Below are 21,566 nucleotides of genomic sequence, written 5' to 3' on the forward strand. Positions count from 1 at the left end.
ATCAATTTTAGAAAACTATAATCAATTATAAACGATGAAAAATATAGCTCTTTTTACTTTCTTGCTATCATCTATTTTTTGCTTGGCTCAGCCCTCAGAAGTAAAAAAAATCAATATTAATATTTTAATTGATAGTGCGGCAAACCAAATGCTGAAAAAACCTTTAATTCATTCTACATCAATCGCTATCGTTTATCAAGGTAAAGAATATATCGGTCATTATGGAGAATTAGAGAAAGGAAAAAATAATTGCCCTACTAATGAAACAATTTATGAAATTGGTTCTCTAAGTAAAACTTTTGCAGGAACACTTGCGGCTAAGGCCGTTTGTGAAAATAAATTAAATATTGATGATGAGATCCAAAAATATTTACTTGAAGACTATCCAAACTTAAAATATGGAAGTCAACCTATTCTTGTAAAACATCTGCTGTCACACACAAGTGGGTTTCCAAACATGCTTCCTTTCCAAGCAAACTCAATACTTCAGGATTTCACAAATCACGACACACCAGCTAAAATCAATGAACTTTATAGAAACTATGGCCAGAAAGATTTTCTAAGAGATCTCCATAAAGTTAAGATTGATACTGTTCCAGGTTACAAATATTCATACTCTAGCGCAGGTAGCGAACTTGTGGCTTTTATTTTAGAAAAAGTATATAAAACAAAATATGAAGAACTATTGACGGATTACCTGTCCAAAAAAATTGCAATGCATAACACAAGAATCAGTCTTTCGGATCAGGAAGCAAAAAAACTTGCAGTTGGGTACCACAGTGATAACAGCATTATCCCCGCTCCAATGCCAAAATTACCGTGGGGAGCATCTGGTAATATGAAATCCACAATACCTGATATGGTAAATTATATGAAATTTGAATTGAAAAATAATAACATCGTTGCTAAGTCACATAAATCAATTGTCAAGTTTGATCGTGAGTTCAGTATTGGGTATTTCTGGAATATTGTCACTGATGATAAAAAATTAGGTACATATTACGTACATCATGGTGGCGTGCCTCGTTCCCAATGTTACATCTATATTATTCCAAAATACGATTTAAGCGCATTTATTATTACCAATCAGAGTGGCATCGACACTGCAAAGGTCATGGAAGACGCATTAAATATCATATTTGATAAAATAGCGGCGGAAGGAAGCGAGGGATAAAACGATCAAAGACGCAAGAGCTTTCTATGGAAAAATACTGCTAAACTAAATACAGTCCTTTCAAGCTTTTTACTTTAATAACTTTATTATCAAATGAAAATTGATTTTAGAAATATAAATTACCTTAAACTAGGGAATACTAAACAAAGGAAAACACATAAAATAATAACCAAGTATCAGCTGTTCGAAATTCTCAACGATTACAAACCGATCCTAGTGGGAACAATTCCGATAAATATCGATATAGAAGAGAGTGATGTAGATATAATATTACAAGCTCATAATTTGAAGAAGTTAACGCAATTATTACTCAAGAGTTTTGCTCAATTTGCTCAATTTCGATTAAGTACCTTCAACAATGGAGCCCTAACCTCTAATTTTATGCTAGAAGATACGCTAATAGAAATATATGCGACAGATATAGACACAGAAAAACAAAATGGATATTTACATATGATTAAAGAGTACGAAATCCTGCAGGCTAGAAAGGACAGTTTTAAAATGGAAATAATAAAATTAAAAAAACAGGGAATAAAAACAGAACCGGCATTTTGCAAACTACTGAATATAAGTGGAGATCCATATGTTGAATTACTCAACTACATCGTGCAATAGTTCTGATAAACATAGCATACCGTTCTAAAAACTCACAAACAAAGATAAGTTTGGCAGAAAATTACAAGAGGCCTTTAGTCTGGTTTATAAACTTTTACAAAGCCATTCCTGACCGAATGGCTTTGCAAGTTATATCATATACAGTTAGCCTTCTTGATGAATTGTAAATATACCACAGCGAATTGTAAATAGTTTATTCGGTTTTGAACTTTTGATGTAGATTTATAATTAAAAAAAGCACAATTATATGTGTATAAATGGAACTATAAAAATTTAAACAAACACTAAAGAAGCGGCAACTGTCATTTTATCAATTGACTCTAATTATATAAACGGCGAACTAACAATAATATGAAAAAACTTTTATTACTTTTTACAATTGCTCATTTTTTGACTTCTTGTAATGGGCACGAAACAAAAAAAATGGATAATAAAATTGAAAAAATTGCGACTGCAAAAAAAGATACTATTAAAATCAACGAGATTCACTTAAATTCAGGTTTGGATAAAACACTGATTCCATTTGGCTTAAATAAGGATGATAATAATAATTCAGCCTATAACTTAAATTTAGATTATGAAGAATTTTCATTTTCTCCTCAACAAAATTTTAAATTCAATGATCTGAATATCGGTAAAATAAAAAGTTTAATCATATACTATTTGAAAGAGGACAACAGTGCTTTTACTTATGAATTAGAATTAGAAGACAACAGCAATTGTGAATTATTAATAGGTGAATTCAATAAAAATTTCGGCAAGCACCTATTTTACCAAAAAAATGAAAATACAAAAGAACATCCTATATTTTTGGATGAAAACGGAGAGCAAGAAACGCGACATATTATTGAAGAACTAATAAAATGGGATGATAGTCAGCATGATGTAAGCTATTTTGTGAGCTATAAAAAAAATCTCACTACAAATGAAAATAAATTAACAACAATAGCGATAAGTAATGCTCATAAAAAATATGCGGAATGGATAGATTTTAGAAGCCTCAGTATGGTTTTTCCAAAATAATCAAACAATGATTGCAAAGAGGGATCTTGCATCAGGCAGTATGAAAAGTAAAATTTAACATTAGCTTCTTAGCTGAATTTTAGTCATAATAGCTGCATATGTGTTTTGATTTAATGCCAATTAACATTCGGAAATGAAACAATTAGTAACATTTTTAGCACTCCTACTTGTGCAAGTTTTGGTTTTTTCACAAACGGAGCATAAAATCTTTTATGACAATGGAAATCTTAAACAAGTTGGCCAATTCGATGCGAATGGAAATTGCACTGGAGAATGGAAATATTATGGATATAGTGGTAAGCTGGAAAAAGTTGGTAATTTTCTAAACCAACAACAAATTGGAGAATGGTTTTTCTATATAGACGGCTATCTGTATAATATTGCAAACTATAAAGATGGTGTAATACAAACAGACAAGTGGTATCACAAAAACGGTAAAACATTGGCTTTGGGACAATATAAAGATGGAAAAAAAACTGGAAAATGGAAATTTTACCAAGAAAGTGGCGCATTACAACAGATTGAAAGGTATAAAGATGGAAAAGAAGACGGAAATTGGATATGGTTTTATAGCAATAACCAAATCGCATGCAGAGGGAAATATAAAAAAGGATTGAAAACGAAAGGATGGAGATGGTATTATGAGAACGGAAACTTAAAAAATGTAAGCAATTATGTAAACGGAAAAAGAAATGGTCAATGGAAATGGTACAACGAAAACGGAGTGTTATTAGAAATGGGACAATTTAAAAGCGGTGATAAAAGAGGGCAATGGAAACTCTACAACGAAAACGGTAATTTGACAGAAACAAGAAACTACTAGAAATGTCTAAATTTTAGGCAATATCTACCACATTGGCAGTAATACTTGACTTGAGGAACCACGGTTAAATCCAAATAAAAGGAAAAGAAGAGATTAAAACAATAAAATTTTCTTTTACTTTTTACGTTAGTAAACACGTAATATAAACGCTTTCCATAAGTTTCATGACTGAAAACTACTGTTCAAACTTCTATGTTTACTCCTGCTATGGAATAATCAGACGACATAACTACCAGATCGTGACCAATAGCCAGCTTTTCTATAAAACTCAAACTTAAATGCTGGTTGGAGCAATTGTTGAATCAAACGTAGGTTAAAAGAATAATTGTCGAAAATATATCTCCTCCCCTTAATCACTCTATTGGTATGCCCAATTAAAATAGAGACTTATTCAAACATAAATTGATTACATCGCCACAGAAATAAGTAATCTTCCTACAAATATCAATTAGGTCTTATGTATTGATCGACTTATGAGTAGTTTAAGAGAAAATTTTAAAAATTATGAAATCAATTGAAAATTTAACAAAATTCGAGCTCGGACAAGGTGAAGAGCAAACGATACAAGGAGGATTCAATCCAATGGGTGGAATCTCGTTATCATTTTCACCTGCTCAAGGAGGAGAAAGTGGCGGTACAATCGGTGTATACTTAAATGGAAGCCATATTTCAAACACATACTTTTTTACCGAACACAATTGGGTATATACTAGTAGTTATATGTAGGCAACAATGCAATCTATTTTCCGAAATTAAAACGAGTTTTATTTCGGAAAATAGATTGCATTGTTTTTAACCACTCCAAAAAAATTCATTAAATGGAGTTTAGAACTATATCCATAAATACCTTATGATGAACAGTTGATATGAGCAACAAACATTTAAATCCAATTTATTGTATTTCTAAGGTTTTCGCAAGTACTAATCTGTGAACAAGATATTACTGACTATCTTATTTTTCACTTTTTTATATTCAAACGTTCCTCCAGCACCACTTTGTGATGTGTACGATAGGCTATCGGCACTCCAAACAAAATCTTCTGATTTAAAAAGCAAAGCAAACAATTTTTTTATTTCTGAAACTTCTGTAAACGGAATCGTTAACTGATAAGAGCTTACGCCAACTGGACATTCTTTTTGACTATAACTTATTCGATTTTTAAATTGCTGTGAAAAATCACATTTTTCTCCCAAAATTTTTTGAGGTCCAATAGTATCGTAATGACAAACAAGGTAGGCATATAATGAGGAATAAGATTTGTGAGATTGTAACCATTCAATTTTATTCATATCGGGTTTGACAAGTACAAATCTTTGATCTTTTGATTGTTCAAATGAAAATTTACATATTAAAAGTAAAGCAATCAAAATTGTTGTCTTCATTTAGTTAGGAATTGTATGACCAATCTTAAACCCATAATAAATTGTTTCTGTAGAAACTTGAATAGATAAATAGGAAATCTTCATCATCGATATTTTTAATTTAAAGAGCGGTAACTCCAGGCTTTTAATCTTATTGAAAAGCCGTTGACACTTATAAAATTAATAAATTATTTACGCAAGACCAATTTACGAAAAGATTACTCAAGTTTTTTCACCCAATCTCCTCTTTATTAATTCCAACTCTCCAGCTGTGACGTCTGTTCTAGAATGACTATATGGTTTAGAGAAAGGCTTGGGACTATACTAAAAGATAGGTTGACAATTATATTTTCTTAGCATGGAATGCGAAAAAATGGTGTCTATTAGTGGATAGACATTAATGCATTAAAAAATTACATTTACAAATGCCTATTACTAAATAAAATCAATACCTTAAGGTATTGAGGGTAGTCCCTATTCTTTTAAAGTAGTATCTTAGGGTGAAAAAATTACAATATCCGGCTTTATCATGAGTACGCTTACAAATTTAGTTTCTGAATAGAAAAACAATTTTATACCTTCGATTGACAGATGGAAAAGAAACAATATGAAAAAAATATTATCCTAATATGCTTTATTTTAGTCAAATTTCTTATTCAATATTCACTTATTAGCCCAGAATATGAATTGCAAAGAGATGAATTTTTGCATATAGATCAGGCAAACCATTTGGCTCTTGGATATTTTTCTGTTCCACCAGTTACGTCCTGGATTTCGTATATAATTAAATTACTTGGAAATACTGTTTTTTGGATTAAATTCTTCCCTACACTTTTCGGGGCGTTGACAATTCTCTTGGTCTGGAAAACAATTGAAGAATTAAAAGGGAATCTTTTTGCGCTTATCTTAGGGGCAAGCTGTGTGACATTTTCAGTACTATTCAGATTAAATACCTTATTTCAACCAAACTCACTAGATGTCCTGTGTTGGACTTCACTGTTTTATTTCATTATAAAATATTTAAACAGTAATCAGACTAAATGGATATATCTCATTGCATTTACATTTGCGATTGGATTTTTAAATAAATACAATATCATTTTCCTTGTTTTAGGAATTATTCCCTCTTTACTATTAACAGCTGAAAGAAAAATCTTTCGCAATAAAAACCTTTATTTTGGAATTGGATTAGCTTTCATTATAATTTCTCCAAATATAATTTGGCAATTCAATAATCATTTCCCTGTTGTCCATCATCTTCATGAACTTTCAGAGACACAGCTTGTAAATGTGGATCGTTGGAGTTTCATCCGCTCTCAGTTTCTATTTTTCCCAGGAACTTTGATCGTTGTTTTTTTTGGACTTTTTGCGTTGCTAAAGCAGCAGAAATTCAAAAAATATCGGCTATTCTTTTGGGCATTCTTCATAATAATCTCAATTTTTTTGTTTTTAAAAGCTAAAGATTATTATGCGATTGGAGTTTACCCAATTTATTTTGCTTTCGGTTCAGTATATATTTCAACTTTATTAGAAAATGAAATTGGTAAAATCTTAAAACCAATATTTATCCTTTTGATGGCTGTATGTTTCATTCCGATTTACCGTGTTGCATTTCCTAATAAAAGTCCGGAGTACATTGTCAATCATCCCGATAAATACAGAAAATTTGGAATGTTAACTTGGGAAGATGGAAAAGAGCATCAATTACCACAAGATTTCGCAGATATGTTAGGTTGGAAAGAACTTGCCAAAAAAGTGGATAGTGTTTACATGACTATTCCAAACCCAAAAAATACGTTGATATTATGTGATAATTACGGGCAAGCCGGAGCTATCAATTATTATTCAAAGAAAGGAATCCGTGCTGTAACATTCAATGCAGATTACATCAACTGGTTTGATTTTGAAACAAAATACTATCATTTAATCCGTATCAAAAATGCTTGGGAGAAAGAAAATGAATGGACAGAAACTTCTCCATATTTTGAAAATGCTTGTATTGCAGATTCGATCACGAACAAATATGCTAGAGAATATGGAACAACAATTTTTTCTTTCATGAATGCCAAAATTGATATTAATGAAAGAATAAAAAAAGAGGTAGAGGAAGTTAAAAACTTCCATTAAAAATCACCGTATTGCAAGAACTAAAATCACACCAATGCGTGCCATACTTTTACGCATACCGCTGGCCAACTGCATATCGTTATATACAACAACATGATGCCTTACCCCTCTTGACATAGGGCTGTCACAGACCTTAACTAGTTTTGCGACATAGTAAGCCACTTAAAGTTTGAAAACACATTACTAAAGCTGATAAATTGTGGTTGCGTATAGATCTGTTTTTAACTTGACCTTCATTGTGAATTCCTTGGTTTTATGTGATATGGTGCTTTTTACGAATAATAATTTTGATCTGCAGTATTCTAATTGCCATGATTATGTCATGAAACTAATTGTCACAATTTAGTATTATATTTTAATTTATCTTCATTTCATGAAGCAACTACTAATCGTATTAACCTTATTAATTACACAATCTTGTCAAATAAGCAACCTCGGTAAAAAAGACAACCATGCATTATATATAAATACAATTATTCCAGCGTATTCGTCACTAAAAATTTCAACTGAGGACGCGAAGTCTTTTTCGTTTGAGGTGATAATTAAATCTGATAGTACGATCCATTTAAGAACTCATGATACGGAAATTAGCATGGAAAAAGATAATAAATACGCTTTAAATGTTGACGACAGTGAAAGTGTAATATTCAAAAATTTATCAAATCGGAATAGTGTCATTAATCTCAAGATTTTCAATCATTCTGCCAAAGTAATGCAAACCATAGATAAATTATAATATGGTTCGAAATTAAAATCAAATATCCTACAACAGACTTAAAATTTATGGCATTAAGATGAAATTATTGGTTTACTTGAAATAAAAATAAAGGCCATATTAAGTATTATAATAACCAACGGATACGGATTAATTTAAATGGAATGAGCCCGGTGGAATACCGAGCTCATTATATCAAAAACACTGCGTAAATTAGTCCAGCTTTTTGGGGTCAGTCCATAATGATAATCATTATGGCCTTTCTTTTTATTTGACGGGAGTGCCATCTGCGATCTCTTCATCTGCTTTACTGAGGAGTAACATTGTTGGATTAAGATTCCCAAATATTTCTACCTGCTCCTCAATACTGCGTCCTTTTTGTACGGGAACACGGCTTGTTTTATTGGCTATAACTGCTATTACAAAACTACCTTCACCTGAAGTGTAAATGGCGGCTTTGGGTACAACAAAAGTACTATCCTGAGAGGTTAACGGTAACTCGACCTCGGCAACCATACCGGGAAGAAGTTTGTTGTCGGTATTGTTAATGTCAATTTCAATCCTTTCTGATCTCAATTTGCTATCCAGTGCTCCTGACTTGCGTGCAATCTTGCCTGTAAAATATTGTCCTGGCAAGGATTTTACGGTGAACTGCAACGGCTGTTCTGCAACAAGGAAGCCCGCATACTGTTCAGGTACAGAAACAGCTAAACGCAGCTTGCTTTGTTGCTGGATTGTCATGATCGGCATTTCCGAACCTCTACCTGCCGGTCCTACATACGCACCTTGATTAACATTCCTTGTGGCAATAACACCATCAAATGGAGCGCGTATTTCAAGATAGTTCAGCAGATTCTGCACCTCCGCATAGGCGGATTTTGCTGCCTGAAATTGGGCATAATCGGCATTCTTTTTCGCCTCTGCCACTTCCAGATCCAATCGAGCTACGGTACCTTCAACTTTACTGGTTTCAAACAATCTATCGTAAGTGCTTTTGGTAGCCGTATAAATGGCCTCTTGCGACTTTAACCTCGATTTTGCAGTTGACAACTGTGAGCTTAATTCTGGAGCTTCAAGGACAGCTAACAACTGTCCCGCTTGTACCTTACTACCGATATCGACTTTTAAAGCCTGCACATAGCTACTCACTTTGGCATAAATTTCAACCTGCTGAAATCCGCTGATCTCTCCCGGTATCTGCATTTTACTTGTTAGTTTTTCCTTAGAAAGTACAAATGTTTCTATTGCTGGACTTTCTTTAGTTACTTTTTTGCCAGTTTCCTCAGCAGCAGACTGACATCCGGTTAAGTAGGCGAATAAGCCAATCGTGTATAATATTCTTAAGAAATTACTTTTCATCTGTTTAAATTATTGATATGTTTTTAGGCTCTTCAGTATTAATGAACTCATTTACCTCGATTTGATGAATCATGATGATTTCATTTTAAAGGTTTTAATGCTGTTATATAATGTTTACTTTCTTCATCTTGCGGATCCAAGGAGATCGACTGCGTGCTACTTTTCTCTTGTATCCAAGCGAATATTAAAGGTAAAATAACAAGTACGGCGAAAGTTGAAAACAATAATCCCCCAATTACGGCACGTCCCAGCGGGGAAACTTGCTCCCCACCTTCACCATGTCCAATTGCCATTGGTAACATCCCGACAATCATAGCCAAACTGGTCATAATAATCGGACGTAGACGAAGTGAAGCCGCCTCTCGTGCCGCAGACAATGCATTTTGATTATGCTTACGTATATGTTCTGCGTTCGTGATCAAAAGTACTGCATTGGCGATGGATACCCCTACAGACATGATAATCCCCATATATGACTGCAGGTTAAGTGTTGAACCCGTTAGTAAAAGCATCAACAGAGATCCAAGTACCACGGCTGGAACTGTTGTTAGGACGACCATTGAAACTTTAAAGGATTGAAAATTTGCCGAAAGCATCAGAAATATGACTATAATCGCAATTGCTAGGCCTGCCTGTAAACTATCCATTGTTTCGCCCAATACTTTTCCTAATCCAATCTGCTCGACAGAAAGCCCACGTGGCAATTCACCTAAAGCGACAATACTGCGCTGTACATCTTTAGAGGCTGTTTTCAGATCGGTATGATCAATATTGGCTGTCACAGAAATGTACGGCATAGCGCCTAAGTTATCGTTCTCGCCATAGGTAAATGATGGCGTAATAGTTGCAATATCGCTCAGAATAGGTCGTGAAGAATTTTTTAGCAATGGAATTTCGCCAATCTCTTTTTCATCTTTCATTTTGTCTATTGGGACCTGAACTTGCACGTTATAAGATAATCCAGCCTTTTCATCAATCCAGGTATTCTTTTCCGTATAACGAGAGGATGAAGTCGCGGCAATTAATGAGCGCGATACCTCTGCAAGGTCAATACCAAGTTGAGCAGCACGTACTCGATCTATAGTAATATCATAGGACGGATATTTAATGGACTGTGCCAGTTGAATATCTCTGAAGTATGGTATGGTTTTTAGTTCTTCTATTAGTTTTCCTGCGTATTTTTCATTATTCTTTTTGTTTTTACCTGCAATCCGTACTTCAACAGGTGTTGGCGAACCCTGGCTTAACACTTTGTCCGTGAGTTCAATCGGCTCAAAAGAAACCTGTACATCTGGAAGAGCAGTTTTGAGTCGATTCCGATACTCATCGCGGAAGCTATCCATATCGTGGTGGTAATCTTGAAGAGCTATTTGGAAAACAGCTTCATGAGGTCCTGCCATAAACAAATAGATCGGTGATACAGAGAATTGTCCCGGATGTTGACCGATATAAACAGATGATATGCTAATATGTTCTTTCCCTACCAGTTTTTCAAGTTCTGCTAATGCACGTTTCGCTTTTTCCTCCGTACGTTCAATGCGGGTACCTTCGACGGCCCGTAGGCGCATTTGAAACTGGCTCGAATTCACCTTTGGAAACACATCCTGTCCAATGACGGAGAGTAAAATCACCACCAAGCTAATGGATCCAACTAGATATACGATGGTGATGATTTTCTTTTGTTTAAACAGTTGATCGATCATGTTCATAAACCGATTTCTGAATCTTTCGAACAGACTGATTTTACCATCGTTATTATAATCTTCGCGTTCGACTAGAATTCGCTTTTGATTTAGCGTATCTTGCTCAGATTCCACTGAAAGGCCTGTTTCAGCAAATTGCACTTCATCTGCACTCAATCCTTTAGGATTAATCTTATTTACTCCTACTTTATGATGATCTTTCATAAGCCAGTTAGCCATAATGGGTACAAAAGTCTGTGACAATAAGAAGGAGGTGATCATTGAAAAGCCAATGGACAAAGCCAGTGGTAAGAATAAAGATCCTGGGATACCTGTCATTGTAAATGCCGGAGCGAATACAGCGAGGATACACAATAAAATCAAAAGCTTCGGAAGGGCTATTTCCTTACAGGCATCCCAGATCGCCAATGCTTTGGGTTTTCCCATATCCAAATGTTGATGGATATTCTCTATCGTTACGGTACTTTCGTCAACCAGAATACCAATTGCTAGCGCCAATCCACTCAGTGACATAAGGTTGATGGTCTGTCCAAATAGTTTTAGGAAGAGTACTCCCGCTATAACAGAAATTGGAATTGTTAAGATAACAATCAAGGCAGCCCTTCGGTCACCTAAAAATAGTAAAACCATTAATCCGGTAAGAATAGCGCCGATTGCTCCTTCAGTGATTAGACTTTTAACAGAGTTGATAACATATACCGATTGGTCAAACTCATAGGATAATTTAACATCTTCGGGCAAGGTATTCTGTATTTTTGGAAGTGCAGCCTTCAAATTTTGTACAACTTCCCAAGTCGAAGCATCACCAGCTTTGGCAATACTGACATAGACCGATCGTTTTCCATTGACAAGCGCATAGCCTGCAGTAACATCGGCTCCATCCTTCACGCTAGCGATATCACCCAGATAAAGATTTTGAACACCACCTTTAAAAAGGGGAATTTTCTCAAAATCTTTGACATTACGAATGGTGTTATTAGTTGACGTAATGTAATTTTTATCCTTTATACGGACATTTCCCGCTGGTGCAGTCTGGTTATTAAGCTTTAACGCTTCTACGACCTGATCAGGGGTAATGTTGTGGCTACGCATCAATTCGGGATCAACATTGACCTCTATTGTCCGCGGACTACCCCCAAATGGTGGTGGGGAAATTAATCCCGGTATGGAGGTGAATGAAGCCCGTACATAAACATTGGCTAGATCTTGTAATTCGTTATTCGACCGCTTATCACTACTAAGTACCAATTGGCCTACAGGAAGTGAAGATGCATCAAACCGAATAATAAAAGGCGGTTGTGAACCAGGAGGAAATGAAGCCTGTATCCGGTTGGCGAGTGCGCTCAATTCCGCCGCTGCTTGTGCCATGTTGGTATCTTCGTAATAAGAGATCTTCATTAAAGTCAAACCTTGAATATTTTTGGTCTCAATCGACTTTACCCCATTGGCAAAAAGTAAAATATTAACGTAGTTTTTAGCAAAATAAGACTCCATCTGATCTGGAGAATAGCCTCCAAAAGGGTGCGCAATATAAATAACAGGAAGGTTCATTTTGGGTAAAATATCAACCTTAATCGTGCGTACTGCACCTATTCCAAACACAATAAGACCCATTACCAGCACAAGGATGGATATTGGCTTACGTAAGGCAAAACGTATTAAATTCATGCTTTGTTATTTATAGTTCTTTGTTAAAAATATCGAAATCTCCAGCGGAGGCGGCTTTCAGTAATAATGATTGCCAGAGGTTAATATGGACGATTTCGCGGTCTGTCTCGGCTCGATTCAGTGTATATAACGTTTGGGTGATATCAACAAGCGTAGCCAGACCATTTTTGTACATGGTCATCTTTTGATTATAAGCTTGTAAAGCTGCTGATACCTGTTTAGGTGCTTCAGCGTCGCTTTGCTGTGCTAATCGCATCTTAACCTCAGCAGCATCCAGTTGTGCAAAAAATTGCGCTTCCGTGGTTTGATATTCCTCACGTAAAGCATCGTTGGTGTAGCGCTGCGCACTGATTTTTTTATTCACTCGTGCAATAGATGTAATATTCCAATTGATCCCTAACCCCAAAAGATAATTTTGCCTATTGGGACGAATACCATTCCAATAGTTGCTTGTGAATGCTTGGAGATCTGTCGCATATTCACTTTTGAATCCAGAACCGCGTGCCTGAAATACACCAAAGGCAGACAGAGTTGGTAAGTATTCTTTGCTTGATAACTTTAGCTGTTGCTCACCAACTTCAATTCGACTTCTGTAATATTGAAGTATAGGATTATTGCCTACCAGAGATACATCTACTGCAAGCGACTGAGCTGGTGTTCTTGTCACTAACCCCGTGTCAATTTGAAGGTCTGTTGCATTGATTCCCATCAATACCGTTAATTTATTATTTTGTTCTTTCACATTTTCTCCAGCTTGATTCAAGCTGATTTTTGCACGAGAAACCTCAGCCGAAGCCAAGGTTGAATCGACACCGGGCAAAATCCCATTCTTGGCTTTAGTGGCCGCAATATTAAAAAAGACTAATGCGCGATCTAGATTTTTCTGTTGATTTATTTGGAGACGCTGACTCGCCAGAAGATTTAAGTAAGCGGCTACAATCCTGATCTTATGTTGAAATTGTTCTTGTTGGAGATCAATTTCTAGTCGTTTACTATCGGCCTTACTCAATTCTATTCGTTCCTTTTTTCGGCCAAAAGTGTAGATATCCCAATTCATGTTTGCTAGATACAGGGCTCCAAAGGCAGCATTCCAATTCTGTTCTGGAAGGGCTGCTCCTGAGGAAGCTACTCCCAGCCCCCCAAATCCGTATAATGGACCATTTTGTCCATTAATGGTTCCATAATCTTGTTGTGCTACGACTGTCAAATTAGGCCAGAAGTCGCGTTTTACTTGTTCGTTGGTCTGTAGTGAGGATTGGACATAATACCTCTTTGCCTTGATCATTCCATAATTTGCAAGACCTTGGTCTACAGCATCTCGGATGGTAAGCTTCTGTGCAAATGAGGTTGAGGTCGCAAGTGATACAGCCAATGACAACACTAAATTCAATTTCAGCATAGGTTATATATCATTTTATGGAAACGAAGATAAGCCCCAAGTACGATGCACTATTAGTTTAAAATGATCTATAGCGTTTAAAAGTGACCAATTTAATTCGTCATTTATTTTTCGGTGGTTATAAACTTAATACTTTTACTTTGTAACAGATTTTTAACAAAAACAAGGGATTATGAGAAAGATTCTGGAGAATAAGATCATACAGGAAATCGCATTATTGATTTTCTCGTTTATCCTCTTTACTTTGAATGATTGGATTTTGATCTTAAGCTGGAAAGGCTTTTTAATGGGGTTGGTCTATTTTCTGATCTTATACATACACGCACAGGTGAACCGTTTTTTTCTGCTGCCAAATCTGATTAAAAAAAATAAAGCCATACTTTATGCGTTGTCTTCGACCGCAATACTCCTGGTTTTTGCTTTTATTCTAAAGGAAATCACCGAAAATGTAATTTATAAGAATTGCTTTCTGTACAAAAACCTCGCTCAGAAAACTTTCCATTATCAAGTTGGGGTACTGCTAGGATCGCTAGTATGTATTTTAGGAAGTATCCAATTTATCGAATTTTATCGTTTCCAGCGATTAAAAACAAGAAGAGAACTACTTTCCAATCAAACGCAATTGTCTAATTTAAAAAAGCAGCTGAATCCTCACTTTTTGTTTAATACTTTAAATACAATCTATGGGATCAGCCTTAAATTTCCGGAACGTACCTCCGAACTGATTATCAAAGTATCACAATTACTACGTTATCAAATGGAAAGCAGCGACAGGGAATTTGTCTCAATGGACGATGAGATTGATTTTATATCAAGTTATATCGAATTGGAACGCGAACGTTTAGGTTATCGTACAAAAATTGATTTTGATTATCAACCAGAAGTGGGAATCAACAACCAAATTGCACCGATGCTGCTGATCACATTTATTGAGAATGCTTTTAAACATGGTACCTGTAGTATAGAAGATTGTTACGTAGCGATCTCAATAAAAATTGAAAAAGGGACCTTATATTTGCATGTACAAAATTCAGTCCCCATAAAAAAAAGGAATGTATTTTCAGCAAAAATAGGTTTAGAAAATACGGTAGCGCGCTTGAAGTTATTATACCCTAGTCGCTATCAATTGAATACGAATGCAAATAAGGAAGAGTTTGAGATCTCCTTGGTCATAAATCTTTAGCAATGGATAAAAATCGCTGCATTGTGGTTGACGACGAACCAGCTGCACATTATGTATTGGTCAATTATATTGAAAGAAGCGCTGATCTGGAGTTGGTAGCCCAATGCTACAATGCATTTGAAGCGCTGGAATATCTGAGAAATAATAGGGTTGATCTTATCTTTCTGGATATTGATATGCCAGAAATTACTGGGATGGAGTTTTTGAAAATGCTAGATAATCCTCCAAAAATAATACTGACAACAGCATATTCGGAATATGCTTTAGAAAGTTATGATTATGGGGTGGTCGACTATCTATTGAAACCTATATCTTTTCCTCGCTTTTTTAAAGCTTTACAACGTTTTCTATCCTACAACAATAGTGCTATTCCATCAGAAGATGAACCTAAAACAATCACTATCCGTATGGATGGTCGGCTTATTGAGATTAAGCTTTCACAAATTGATTTTATACAAAGTTTTGGTAACTATGTAAAAATTGTCACTCCGGCACAGACGTACCTCACCGCCATCACCACGCAACAGATTTTAAAACAATTGCCTGCCTCTAAATTTGTCCGCATCCATAAATCGTATATTGCTTCTATCAATAAGGTCAGCAAATATGAGCATGGTCTGGTGCAGATCAATAATATGAACCTTCCCGTTGGAATCACTTTTAGAAGGGAACTACAAGAAAAATTGGAAAACACATAATTCCTTCCCTTATTACTAATACTTAATCGATTATTGCAATCTGTCTTTTTTAATATGAAATTGGCGGAAGTTCAAAAATGATTATTTTTCAATAATAGATGCTCAAAACACCATAAATGACCAGAACCAATTCCTTATAAAAGGATGTAATAAAGTTAATTACTTTAATACATCCCGAAAAAATAGCACGTGACAACGCTCTATACAAACCCTCTAAAATCCATTCATTTCACGACGACGGGACGTTCTGTGATTTTCACTCCAGTATTTATATTCGTAGTTCTTGCTATGATATGCTGAAGAAATGAATTAACAATGCTAAATGCTGTTAAAATTAGGAGTTAATCAATCCAAACATTTCGTTTTAAAAGATTTATTAATCAAGTATGCATCTAAACTATATGAATATCCATTTAAAGTTCCCAAAAGGAAACATGCGGAGGCACTTATCCATACTGAATAATCAAAAGTAGGTTTAATTCCCACAGATATTGTCATGGATACAGCAAAAATTGTTAATAAAAGACCAGATGCAAAACTGATCATTTTTGTTTTGTATCCAATAAGCAGTAGCAAGGAAAAAACAATTTCTAAACCCGTGGCTATAATCGCTAAAACCTCTCCGATTGCAGGAGATACAAAGAAATTAAGTCTATTGGAGTAATCTACAAAATGTCCCCAATCTCCCCAGGAGACATTCTTACTTCCTGGATTTCCCCAAATGCCAAACCGGTCTGCTACAGCCGATAAAAATGCAATCGCCACAGTGATGCGAACAAATAATTGAAAATACTTCTGATTCATTTTTTTAAGAATTTTATTGGTCAAAATTATATCTTACAGAAATTAATGTAATTAAACCAGTTTAAGAAATGAGATTACTTTTTCTTTTTTTATATCATCAATAGTAGGATAAGAACATTTTTAATGTACTAACCATGAACAGAAAGACAACTTAAAATACATGAAATTGAATAAAATAAATGCATTCTCTTTTTCTAAAAAACATCCAACTTATGATTAAAAAAGAGATAAGATCCACATATCATTGGCCTAAATAAAAATATAAAAAAAAACCACATCTTACGACGTGGCTCTCACTAAAAATTGCGACTTATATTTCTGTATTACAAAACGTGTGACGTCCAAATGGATACAATGTATTTTTATTTAGATTGGCAGCTTAAAACGAGAATGGTGATTTTTTAAATTTGGCCAATTGAGATCTGAAATTTCCGATTGGATATTTTCATATAGAATTGACCTGACAGTCAAAAACCCCCATTTTCAGCTAATGCTACAAAAGAGAAAACTACTTATCTTTGATATAGAGAATCTTTTCAATTACAGTCAAATATAAAACAGACACGTATGCTCAATCTATTCAAAAAGAAAAATTCTTATCCGAAAGAAACAGAACCGGGAAATATCCATATCCAAGATGATCATCTTTTTTATGAAGATCATACCAATGAAGAGCGTGTTAATTTATCTATATTAAAATATGCCTACGTCGAAATTTTGGGTGAGGATCCATACCTATTTTTGTTCGACTACAGACAACACTACATTCCCATTCTGCAAAATGGTTTTTCTAAAATCTATCCACAACTATCTGAACGTTTTGGCTTTGACAATGCATTATTCTTTAAAATCATAAATAGCAAAAAGGAACAGAAACACCGTATTTGGATTGATAAAAAGGAAACAAATTATCAAATACTTACAGAACGACACAGCGACTATATTGATGGACTTGAAGTACAAACAACTCCCCCTCTATTTGTTTCTTGGGATACATCATACGAAGAATTCTTAAAACTGAATATTGGTCATTTGTACGAATCAGAGTTTGAAACGAGCTACTTTAAAATCGATTATCCTGTTCGAATAGGTTCTTTAGTTATAAATAATCTGGAGTTTTATTACGATGAAAACGATCGTCAAAATATTGCTGTTCAATCTTATTTCACAACATTATATGCCGACTCGAATAGCGATAAAAGTTATTACGAATTGCGTAAACTTTGGCTGGAAGAAATTCCTACTGACATCGAAAATGCGGGATACGAACGGGACGATCAAAAATACCTAACATTTGATTTAGATGGCATAGGTTTGTCGATCTGTTATACTTATGATGTAGATAGTCAATATGATGACGGCGGAACATCATTATCGATTAATAATTATAGGGATTATTCGGAAGTAATTGCACGTGACACAATTGAATTAAACCCAGAAACGACAAAAATTCTATCGTTTGAAACCTGGCTAGATTTTCAGCCCGATTATAAAAATAATGCTAATGTTATCGCCGTACCACAATTATTGAATGAAAATACCCAATATCACAATGCCGTGTGGCTAGCAAATGATCACACATTTGGTTTTACGGGAGATCAATATGCTATTCAGTTTAATCGTACTGATATAAGTCAAATTATTGTACAAAATGTGTTACCTGCAAAAGGTGGTGGTTATGTCGAATTTTTTGTTCGATTAAAATCTGATGATTTAGTGGCAATTTATTACGGCGAACAAAATGCATTGGATGCCTATGTGCAACCTTTACAAGAGCTTTTGGGCATTGAAGTGCTAACACCTGAGCCTTATTACAATTGCTAATCGAGATTGAAATTTTACAGTTGAAGAAATTCCTTGAAATATGATTGCAAAATCACACAACAAATTGCTTTTCAAAAAAGTTCAGACAGCAAACAGTTTTACCCAACATGAAGGTACTTGAAAAGGACATAATAGCAATTTTCGCTAGACCTCGCTCCTCTTTATATAACTGTCCTTCAGATCATTTTGACTAAGTATGTGTTAGAACCAAATATTTCAATTTCTAAAATTTAATCAAAACGCAGACTTTATTAATAATAAGCTGGCTTTAATCGACAGGTTATAATAAGAGATTTCTCACATCATAAAATAAACTGTGCGAGCATCAGCTTTTATTTGAGCAGATTATAGCGACCGACTGATATCCACGACATTGAATATCTGATCGACATCATCGAGAATAATCGTAAAATCTGGATATCTATCCTTATCGGTATTTAGAGAATGTAAGGTAAGTATTCCTTTCTCAACATCATGATCGATAATTTCTTTGATAATGACACCTTCGTAGCGGTGGACAATAACCCAATAGCGATATTTATGGGTATGAAATTTAGATTGCCACAATTCTCTTTTTATCAAACGTCCAGTAACGATATCGCCATCCAAAACACTTGCATCCGTTCCATCTGTCATACTGTCGCCACTGACTTCAAAAGAACGATATATACCACGGTGGAACTCATTGACCGTAATAAAATGTGCAGGTAAATCATCCATATATTCAGAATCGGAAAAACCTGATAAATAACCCGCTTTTGCCTTCTCCGTCACTAATTTGGTTTGCATCAAATAGCGACCAGGGGAAACTTCAAAAAAGATATTATTTTTATTTTCATCCATGAATTTCACTTCATCCGAAAAATAACCGATGGATTTACCGTTGCCCACATGCATCATAGAAACAGAACCTGACTGAACAGCAAATTCACGCTTCTCACGTTCTCCACTATTATGCACCAACCAATCATAATTGACCTTCGGAAAGGCATTTTCTATGCGCGTCTTCATCGTAAGACCAATTGGATATTCGCCTTTTTTAATACGTGAATAGACTTGCTCTCTTACACCTAAAATAGCTGCAAATTCACGATTGGTCACCTTCATTTCCAAGCGTAATACCTCAAAATTATTACTTAGGTATAATTCCATGATTTTCATAGTATTTAACAATTGTTACACAATAACATAACAACCTGAGACTAAGTTACACAATCTAGTTAACCTTAACAAATAATTTGCAATAAAAAACACGTAAAATACTCTATTTCAATAATTTAATTGTAAACAAAAAAGTTTATAATTTTCAATATTAGTGTTATAACAGCCTAATATTAATTGCAAAAAATCTTGCAAGTTTAACTTTAATGTTTAACTTTGTTTAACATTTGAAATTCCATTTAAATATTATAGCAATATATAAGTCAAAAATAAGATTATGAAAATAAAATCAGCACCACTAGCATTAGCCACACGACCTAATAATCTGCTCATCCGGCATCATGGATCACAATTCCAGTCCAGATCATCATCAAGTGTCCGATTATGACAGCTTTGTATTCCGCTAACTGAATTATAAAACGATTAACAATTAAAAACATGAACACATTATATCATTCTTTTATTATGAACTTTTTAACAGAAAATCATCCGGAAGTACTAAAAACGATCAATAAGATGTATGAACCTGATTTGTCCAAAATTCATGCGGTACTTGACTGCTACTGTGCTTTTGTGGGTATCAATCCTGTGCAGATCAGAGGTGAATATATCAACTATAAAGATATCCAACATCGCTATAAAGCCATATCGGTTGTATTAAGAATCTTTCAACCTGAAAAATTAGTATTATTAAAAACCAAGGTTAAAAGCTCCATTTATAAGGAAACTTTACCTTATTTAAATATCAGCAACGATACTTTACAAAAATCTATTATCTGCGCATGTAATCAATACGATCTCTACAGTGATTTTAAAAAAGAAATCAAACAGATCGCAAATTATTATCTCATTCATAGCCGATCTAATAGTAACTAAATAAGTAATATCGTTATGTGGAATTACCTAATCAGAAATTGATTATAACAGCACGCCTCATATAGAAAGTCTAATATGTATTTATTTCTAAAAATAACCAGGAATTTAATCAGAAAAACCATTTACACTGCCCATACAGGAAACCGCCTTCAAGAAATAATAAAAGACCATCTTATCAAACTGTAAGTGGTCTTTTTATTTATGAAGCATAATTATTTAATCTTTTTCTTTAGCCAGCGGAACCAAAGAAATATCATAATAATTAAGGCTGCGAAAAACCAGATAAAGAAGTGGTATTCCGGTTTACTTACCTGCTTTGACGAAACTTTTTTAAAAGCAACTCTTTGCTTTGCCGCATGGGATGCTTGTTTTTTTTCAGAGTAATTTATATCTTCTGTCCGATTTACTAATTGCATTGTATTGGATCGCTCGATTTCATGAATAATGACTTTTCCTTTACCCATTCGAACGTTTCCATTTTTTTCCAGCGTAATATCTTCTCCTTCAAATTCTGTTTTAGACTCACCATCTAACTTAGCAAATGATTGTACATTCGCTTTCCTTTTTATTTGAGTTTGGTGATTATACCGGAAATCTCCCTGCATTGTTGTGCCGGCTTCATACTTTTGTGATTCTACTACCTTCGATTTTTTCTTTAAGAGACCGCAGCTACTCACCAGTAACATGATGGCGGTCAATTTTAATATTTTTTTCATTTTTCATCCTCCTTAATTCAATCTGTAACTCGTTATAAAGCTTTTTGAGGTCATCGTATTCGATCTGTAACTTCGTTAATGTCTTTGCACAAAAAGCTTTTTCATCATTAACTAGCTCCAGTGCTTCATTCAATTCTTCAATTGCAGCACGCAACTGTTCGATGTTTTTCTCCAGATGATCTGCATAACTGGCCCATTTATCTATGACTTTACCTGCATTTTCAACATTGGTGGCTTCCACCTCTGCTTTTTGTTTTGGACGTCCAACGAGATAACCGCAGATTCCAGTAATCAACGGAGCTCCAAACCGCTCTAATAATTCTACCAATTCCATAT

General features: G+C 34.6%; 19 protein-coding genes. 11 read left to right on the forward strand and 8 right to left on the reverse strand.

Annotated elements, in window-relative coordinates; genetic code table 11:
* Nucleotides 1–34: 34 nt before the first annotated feature.
* From FHR29_RS10065 to FHR29_RS10085, 5 genes are all read left to right on the forward strand, one after another.
* Nucleotides 35–1,174, forward strand: coding sequence for a serine hydrolase (locus FHR29_RS10065; protein WP_221197837.1), 1,140 nt, complete (start codon nt 35–37; stop codon nt 1,172–1,174).
* A gap of 93 nt (nt 1,175–1,267) precedes the next feature.
* Entirely contained in the window at nt 1,268–1,789 is a 522-nt protein-coding gene (locus FHR29_RS10070; protein WP_183914358.1) for a DUF4269 domain-containing protein, read from the forward strand.
* Nucleotides 1,790–2,140: 351 nt separating this feature from the next.
* Entirely contained in the window at nt 2,141–2,812 is a 672-nt protein-coding gene (locus FHR29_RS10075) for a hypothetical protein (protein ID WP_132841685.1), read from the forward strand.
* 133 nt (nt 2,813–2,945) lie between these two features.
* Nucleotides 2,946–3,635 (forward strand): toxin-antitoxin system YwqK family antitoxin, encoded by a 690-nt coding sequence (locus FHR29_RS10080; protein WP_183914360.1) that lies wholly within the window; start codon nt 2,946–2,948, stop codon nt 3,633–3,635.
* A gap of 504 nt (nt 3,636–4,139) precedes the next feature.
* Nucleotides 4,140–4,361, forward strand: a complete 222-nt coding sequence (locus FHR29_RS10085) for a hypothetical protein (protein ID WP_021191941.1) — start codon at nt 4,140–4,142, stop codon at nt 4,359–4,361.
* Between the two features lie 195 nt (nt 4,362–4,556).
* Here FHR29_RS10085 and FHR29_RS10090 read toward each other — a convergent pair whose 3' ends face one another.
* Complete coding sequence (locus FHR29_RS10090; protein WP_183914362.1) at nt 4,557–5,018, reverse strand: hypothetical protein; 462 nt, start codon at nt 5,016–5,018, stop codon at nt 4,557–4,559.
* A gap of 570 nt (nt 5,019–5,588) precedes the next feature.
* Here FHR29_RS10090 and FHR29_RS10095 point away from each other — a divergent pair.
* Both FHR29_RS10095 and FHR29_RS26865 read left to right on the forward strand, forming a co-directional pair.
* On the forward strand, nt 5,589–7,124 hold the full coding sequence (locus tag FHR29_RS10095) for a glycosyltransferase family 39 protein (protein ID WP_183914364.1): 1,536 nt from the start codon (nt 5,589–5,591) through the stop codon (nt 7,122–7,124).
* A gap of 834 nt (nt 7,125–7,958) precedes the next feature.
* Entirely contained in the window at nt 7,959–8,051 is a 93-nt protein-coding gene (locus FHR29_RS26865) for an IS3 family transposase (RefSeq protein WP_132841805.1), read from the forward strand.
* 55 nt (nt 8,052–8,106) lie between these two features.
* On the opposite strand, the gene FHR29_RS10105 is transcribed toward FHR29_RS26865, so the two are convergent.
* The 3 genes from FHR29_RS10105 to FHR29_RS10115 all read right to left on the reverse strand — a co-directional run bounded on the left by FHR29_RS10105 (nt 8,107) and on the right by FHR29_RS10115 (nt 13,968).
* Nucleotides 8,107–9,198 carry an efflux RND transporter periplasmic adaptor subunit gene (locus tag FHR29_RS10105; RefSeq protein ID WP_183914366.1) on the reverse strand — a complete coding sequence of 364 codons (1,092 nt, stop codon included), beginning with the start codon at nt 9,196–9,198 and terminating at the stop codon, nt 8,107–8,109.
* Nucleotides 9,199–9,278: 80 nt separating this feature from the next.
* A complete protein-coding gene (locus tag FHR29_RS10110; RefSeq protein ID WP_183914368.1) occupies nt 9,279–12,569 on the reverse strand; it encodes an efflux RND transporter permease subunit in 3,291 nt (1,096 codons plus the stop codon).
* A 10-nt stretch (nt 12,570–12,579) separates the two neighbouring features.
* Nucleotides 12,580–13,968 carry a TolC family protein gene (locus FHR29_RS10115; protein WP_183914370.1) on the reverse strand — a complete coding sequence of 463 codons (1,389 nt, stop codon included), beginning with the start codon at nt 13,966–13,968 and terminating at the stop codon, nt 12,580–12,582.
* Nucleotides 13,969–14,140: 172 nt separating this feature from the next.
* Between FHR29_RS10115 and FHR29_RS10120 the strand changes: the two genes are divergently transcribed.
* Both FHR29_RS10120 and FHR29_RS10125 read left to right on the forward strand, forming a co-directional pair.
* Nucleotides 14,141–15,151, forward strand: a complete 1,011-nt coding sequence (locus FHR29_RS10120) for a sensor histidine kinase (protein WP_183914372.1) — start codon at nt 14,141–14,143, stop codon at nt 15,149–15,151.
* Nucleotides 15,152–15,153: 2 nt separating this feature from the next.
* Nucleotides 15,154–15,849, forward strand: a complete 696-nt coding sequence (locus tag FHR29_RS10125; protein ID WP_183914374.1) for a LytTR family DNA-binding domain-containing protein — start codon at nt 15,154–15,156, stop codon at nt 15,847–15,849.
* 345 nt (nt 15,850–16,194) lie between these two features.
* Here the strand turns inward: FHR29_RS10125 and FHR29_RS10130 are convergent, their stop codons facing one another.
* Nucleotides 16,195–16,653, reverse strand: coding sequence for a DoxX family membrane protein (locus FHR29_RS10130; protein ID WP_183914376.1), 459 nt, complete (start codon nt 16,651–16,653; stop codon nt 16,195–16,197).
* A 567-nt stretch (nt 16,654–17,220) separates the two neighbouring features.
* Here FHR29_RS10130 and FHR29_RS10135 point away from each other — a divergent pair.
* The gene (locus FHR29_RS10135) at nt 17,221–18,477 is read left to right on the forward strand and encodes a hypothetical protein (RefSeq protein ID WP_183914379.1); all 1,257 of its coding nucleotides are present in this window, start codon (nt 17,221–17,223) and stop codon (nt 18,475–18,477) included.
* 345 nt (nt 18,478–18,822) lie between these two features.
* Here the strand turns inward: FHR29_RS10135 and FHR29_RS10140 are convergent, their stop codons facing one another.
* Entirely contained in the window at nt 18,823–19,629 is an 807-nt protein-coding gene (locus tag FHR29_RS10140; RefSeq protein WP_132771406.1) for a helix-turn-helix domain-containing protein, read from the reverse strand.
* Between the two features lie 447 nt (nt 19,630–20,076).
* Here FHR29_RS10140 and FHR29_RS10145 point away from each other — a divergent pair, with 447 nt between their 5' ends.
* A complete protein-coding gene (locus FHR29_RS10145) occupies nt 20,077–20,514 on the forward strand; it encodes a hypothetical protein (RefSeq protein ID WP_168126058.1) in 438 nt (145 codons plus the stop codon).
* 212 nt (nt 20,515–20,726) lie between these two features.
* Here the strand turns inward: FHR29_RS10145 and FHR29_RS10150 are convergent, their stop codons facing one another.
* Nucleotides 20,727–21,230: a hypothetical protein gene (locus tag FHR29_RS10150; protein ID WP_168126057.1), complete on the reverse strand. Its 504-nt coding sequence runs from the start codon at nt 21,228–21,230 to the stop codon at nt 20,727–20,729.
* Nucleotides 21,184–21,564: a hypothetical protein gene (locus FHR29_RS10155; RefSeq protein ID WP_183914381.1), complete on the reverse strand. Its 381-nt coding sequence runs from the start codon at nt 21,562–21,564 to the stop codon at nt 21,184–21,186. Before FHR29_RS10155 ends, FHR29_RS10150 begins: the two co-directional genes overlap by 47 nt.
* Between the last annotated feature and the right edge of the window lie 2 nt (nt 21,565–21,566).

Origin of the sequence: Sphingobacterium sp. JUb56 (genome assembly GCF_014191365.1) — a bacterium.
In the GTDB taxonomy this organism is placed as follows: Bacteria; Bacteroidota; Bacteroidia; order Sphingobacteriales; family Sphingobacteriaceae; genus Sphingobacterium; species Sphingobacterium anhuiense.

What these genes read in the sequence shown, in the direction of transcription:
- FHR29_RS10105 (WP_183914366.1), bottom strand. Translation starts at nt 9,198, where the DNA reads ATGAAAAGTAATTTCTTAAGAATATTATACACGATTGGCTTATTCGCC.
- FHR29_RS10135 (WP_183914379.1), top strand. Translation starts at nt 17,221, where the DNA reads ATGCTCAATCTATTCAAAAAGAAAAATTCTTATCCGAAAGAAACAGAA.
- FHR29_RS10110 (WP_183914368.1), bottom strand. Translation starts at nt 12,569, where the DNA reads ATGAATTTAATACGTTTTGCCTTACGTAAGCCAATATCCATCCTTGTG.
- FHR29_RS10095 (WP_183914364.1), top strand. Translation starts at nt 5,589, where the DNA reads ATGGAAAAGAAACAATATGAAAAAAATATTATCCTAATATGCTTTATT.
- FHR29_RS10080 (WP_183914360.1), top strand. Translation starts at nt 2,946, where the DNA reads ATGAAACAATTAGTAACATTTTTAGCACTCCTACTTGTGCAAGTTTTG.
- FHR29_RS10150 (WP_168126057.1), bottom strand. Translation starts at nt 21,230, where the DNA reads ATGAAAAAAATATTAAAATTGACCGCCATCATGTTACTGGTGAGTAGC.
- FHR29_RS10065 (WP_221197837.1), top strand. Translation starts at nt 35, where the DNA reads ATGAAAAATATAGCTCTTTTTACTTTCTTGCTATCATCTATTTTTTGC.
- FHR29_RS10125 (WP_183914374.1), top strand. Translation starts at nt 15,154, where the DNA reads ATGGATAAAAATCGCTGCATTGTGGTTGACGACGAACCAGCTGCACAT.
- FHR29_RS10120 (WP_183914372.1), top strand. Translation starts at nt 14,141, where the DNA reads ATGAGAAAGATTCTGGAGAATAAGATCATACAGGAAATCGCATTATTG.
- FHR29_RS10155 (WP_183914381.1), bottom strand. Translation starts at nt 21,564, where the DNA reads ATGGAATTGGTAGAATTATTAGAGCGGTTTGGAGCTCCGTTGATTACT.
- FHR29_RS10115 (WP_183914370.1), bottom strand. Translation starts at nt 13,968, where the DNA reads ATGCTGAAATTGAATTTAGTGTTGTCATTGGCTGTATCACTTGCGACC.
- FHR29_RS10070 (WP_183914358.1), top strand. Translation starts at nt 1,268, where the DNA reads ATGAAAATTGATTTTAGAAATATAAATTACCTTAAACTAGGGAATACT.
- FHR29_RS10085 (WP_021191941.1), top strand. Translation starts at nt 4,140, where the DNA reads ATGAAATCAATTGAAAATTTAACAAAATTCGAGCTCGGACAAGGTGAA.
- FHR29_RS10130 (WP_183914376.1), bottom strand. Translation starts at nt 16,653, where the DNA reads ATGAATCAGAAGTATTTTCAATTATTTGTTCGCATCACTGTGGCGATT.
- FHR29_RS10090 (WP_183914362.1), bottom strand. Translation starts at nt 5,018, where the DNA reads ATGAAGACAACAATTTTGATTGCTTTACTTTTAATATGTAAATTTTCA.
- FHR29_RS10140 (WP_132771406.1), bottom strand. Translation starts at nt 19,629, where the DNA reads ATGGAATTATACCTAAGTAATAATTTTGAGGTATTACGCTTGGAAATG.
- FHR29_RS10075 (WP_132841685.1), top strand. Translation starts at nt 2,141, where the DNA reads ATGAAAAAACTTTTATTACTTTTTACAATTGCTCATTTTTTGACTTCT.
- FHR29_RS10145 (WP_168126058.1), top strand. Translation starts at nt 20,077, where the DNA reads ATGAACACATTATATCATTCTTTTATTATGAACTTTTTAACAGAAAAT.